This window comes from Moorena sp. SIO3B2 (assembly GCF_010692525.1).
GTDB lineage: Bacteria > Cyanobacteriota > Cyanobacteriia > Cyanobacteriales > Coleofasciculaceae > Moorena > Moorena producens.
The window spans coordinates 9,463-12,885 of the sequence record NZ_JAAHHE010000182.1 but is presented as its reverse complement, the minus strand read 5'-3'; the positions used below and the strand labels follow the sequence as shown (position 1 = coordinate 12,885).

3 protein-coding genes and 1 pseudogene are annotated in these 3,423 nt (G+C 43.3%); 2 read left to right on the top strand and 2 right to left on the bottom strand.

What is annotated here, in order from left to right; all coding sequences use genetic code 11:
- Positions 1–40 precede the first annotated feature (40 nt).
- Positions 41–889: a PLL family lectin gene (locus F6K38_RS26525; protein WP_287358043.1), complete on the bottom strand. Its 849-nt coding sequence runs from the start codon at positions 887–889 to the stop codon at positions 41–43.
- Positions 890–1,006: 117 nt separating this feature from the next.
- Here F6K38_RS26525 and F6K38_RS44410 point away from each other — a divergent pair.
- Positions 1,007–1,401: pseudogene (locus tag F6K38_RS44410) on the top strand (tyrosine-type recombinase/integrase); the annotation flags it as partial.
- Between the two features lie 401 nt (positions 1,402–1,802).
- Here the strand turns inward: F6K38_RS44410 and F6K38_RS26515 are convergent.
- Positions 1,803–2,207: a CU044_2847 family protein gene (locus tag F6K38_RS26515; protein ID WP_287358041.1), complete on the bottom strand. Its 405-nt coding sequence runs from the start codon at positions 2,205–2,207 to the stop codon at positions 1,803–1,805.
- A 92-nt stretch (positions 2,208–2,299) separates the two neighbouring features.
- Here F6K38_RS26515 and F6K38_RS26510 point away from each other — a divergent pair.
- The coding region (locus F6K38_RS26510) for an nSTAND1 domain-containing NTPase (protein ID WP_287358038.1) at positions 2,300–3,423 on the top strand (1,124 nt) is incomplete at its 3' end.

Sequence of the window (3,423 nt, the reverse complement as noted above, 5' to 3'; positions counted from 1 at the left end):
AATTCTACATTCTTATCTTGATTCAGCAATGCGCAATCACTTAGTAAAGCACTGCACTTGGTCCTTCAGAAATACCAGTCTTGGGTACTTCTTCGTCTCCAACCCATTCAGAACCATCAAACACATTACACCACATCCATCCACTGTCATCTCGCCCTTGATGTAACAGGTAAATTTGGTCATTATATACGACTGCTGATGGTCCAGCAGTTATCCCAGTTTTATGTATCTTGTGATCTCCAGCCCACTCATTGCCATCGAAGATATTACACCAGACCCAACCGTTATCACCTCTGCCCTCGTGAAACACGTATATTTGACCGTTGTAGACTAATGCATCTGGATCATCGGTTAAACCTGTGCCCCGTACCTCTTTATCTCCAGCCCACTCATTGCCATCAAAAACGTTATACCAGAGCCAGCCACTATCTCCTCGTCCTTGGTGGAACACATAGAGGAGGTCATTGTATACTACTGCTGATGGACTAGAGGTAATTCCGGTCTTAGGAACTTCTTGATCTCCAGCCCACTCATTGCCATCAAAAACGTTATACCAGAGCCAACCACTATCTCCTCGTCCTTGGTGGAATACATAGAGAAGGTCGTTGTATACTACTGCTGATGGGCCAGCAGTTATACCAGTATTACCAATTTCTTGATCTCCAGCCCAGTCATTGCCATCAAAAACGTTATACCAGAGCCAACCACTATCTCCCCGTCCTTGGTGGAACACATAGAGAAGGTCATTGTATACTACTGCTGATGGATCTCCTGTCATCCCAGTTTTAGGAACTTGTTGGTCTCCAACCCATTCATTGCCATCAAAAACGTTATACCAGAGCCAGCCACTATCTCCTCGCCCCTGATGAAATACGTAGATGTTGCTCATTGTTAGTTCCCTAATTTGTCTCTAGTTAATCATAGTAATACTACCTAGGGGGGTGACATGTTTTTTGGGTAATAATTTCAGGCTATAAGTTACAAAAAGATACATTCTGTTAGGCTAAAGGGGGGTAAGGATAGGAGGGTTTATTTACCGGAAAGTGCGTTCGCGGAGCGGCTCTGAAGAGCATCGCTTTTGTAAATGATTGGTTGACCACAAGAGGTAACCAACCAGGGGCGCTGTTGTGCCCAATACTCAAAGGGGGGCAGATACAGTACAGAAAAATGACCCCCCAGGCAGTATTGTTGATTTTGCAGAAGCGGGCTAAACAGGCTGGGGTCGAGTCCTTTAGTCCCCATGATTTTCCCAGGACCTTTTGCTCTGATTTGCTTGATGCTGGGATTGATATTGTGACGGTACAAAAGTTAGCTGGCCATGCTTCCCCTGTGACTACCGCTAAGTATGATAGACGGGGTGAGGAGGTTAAGCGTAGGGCGGTGCAGAAGTTGGGATTTTAGGAGGGGGGTTTTTGGTTTGAGTGCTGGATGAATGGAAAATCAGCCGCTAAAGCCTAAAATTCAGCCTGTTACCGCAGTTTTGGGAGAGACAGGAAATTAGCCTTCGCCTAGCTTTTGGAAATCATGATTTGTTTGAAATCCTTGCTGGATACAGCTATCGTTTTGTTCAATATTATTAGTTGACTAACACGAAATCAGTACGGATATTCAGCATCGATGCGGACTGGATGGGATTGTGTTTATAAATAGCTGACTGTTATTTTAATCCCGTTAACGGTTCTTACCGGAGCTTTAAGCTCACATATTATTTCCATGGGAATTGGTAGCGTTATCGTAAATGGCTTTTTCGATGCCCCTTAGTTGAGCGCTAAATGCTGACATAATTGCTAGATTCGTCTTAACTAGGTTTTATCTTCAACTGGCTTAGAAAGCTCACATTCTACTGTTATTTTAAGATTACTTTTAGCCGTCCCCTTGGTGACATAAGGAATCCCCGCCTCTCCCCCTAATTCAATCCCAAATTCTAAGGTAACTTTTTTAACGTTAGGTATTGGCTTTTTCTTGAAGGCATTTAAGCCAATAATGGTGTAAGCCCGGATTGTACCTTCAATGATTTGAGCGTGCTGTATTATTTGCTGTCGTAGCCTTTCAGGGGAACTCATGCCCTTGTCAGTAAGGGCTTCTTCTTCCTCTTCCTCTTCGTCTTGGTTATCTGGGCTGCTTACCGTAGGAATGTCTAAATCTTCTGTAGCTTCAACATAAATAATTGTGCCATCCTCTAGCTGAATTGGCGTTAATTGTGTCATAGTATAATATTTACTAAACTATTTACCGGCAAGACTGATAACATAATTGTATTCCTCTTAATCACCTATTTATCTAAAGAAAGCTGGTTTTTATGAGTCGGAATGCCTTAGTAATAGGAATTAGTACCTACAGCTATGAACGCCTCAATAATTTAACGGCACCTGGGCGGGATGCAGAAGCTGTAGCCCAATTACTAGAGAAGTATGGAGACTTTAAAGTAACGCGACTCCCGGCGGTTAAGGATAAACATAATAATACCATTCGCGTTGGTAAAAAAACCAAAGTCACTCTGACTCAGTTAGAAGATGCCATAGTACAATTGTTCAAACCAAATGGGAAACCCCCAGATACAGCACTACTCTATTTTTCTGGGCATGGTTTACGAAAAAGCAAAGGCATACAAGAAGGGTTTTTGGCAACTAGTGATGTTAACCCAGACATGGGTTCTTGGGGTTTATCCTTACAATGGCTACGGCGACTGTTACAAGACAGTGAAGTAAGGCAGCAGATTATTATTTTAGATTGCTGTTATGCCGGGGAAGTGCTAAATGTAGCAGAAGCAGACCCCGGAGAGCGGGGTAAAGGCAGAGACCGGTGTTTTATTGCTGCTTCTCGTGCCTTTGAACTCGCCTATGAGGAAATTGGTAGTAATCATAGTGTTCTCACCTCAGCACTGATCCTAGGATTGGAACCAAGCCAAGAGCGATGGGTAACTAACTATACCTTAGTTGATTTACTAACTCAACAACGGAATGCTTTTCCCCAGCGTCCTATTTTTAGTAATTCTGGTGAACCGATTAATCTGACTCGCAGGTGGACAGCAGCAACAAAACAGTCAGCTGCATCAGCAAAAAGTATCTGTCCTTATAAGGGTTTGGCTTATTTTGATTGTACGGAAGAAGATGCCAGGTATTTCTACGGTCGTACTGCCTTAACAGACCAATTGTTGGAAAAGGTGCGTATTGGTAATTTTCTCGCTGTCTTGGGAGCGTCTGGTAGTGGGAAATCTAGTGTAGTTAGGGCAGGATTGTTGTATCAGTTACAACTGGGACGGAGGTTATCGGGTAGTGAAAGTAGGCAGATAAAAATCCTTCAGCCCGGTGAACACCCCCTCAATTCTTTAGCACTAACCTTTGTAGATTCTGGGTTATCTGATATCGAACGGGCAAATCAATTAGCTCAAGCCGAGGATTTGATCCAAAAGGGTTCTGAAGG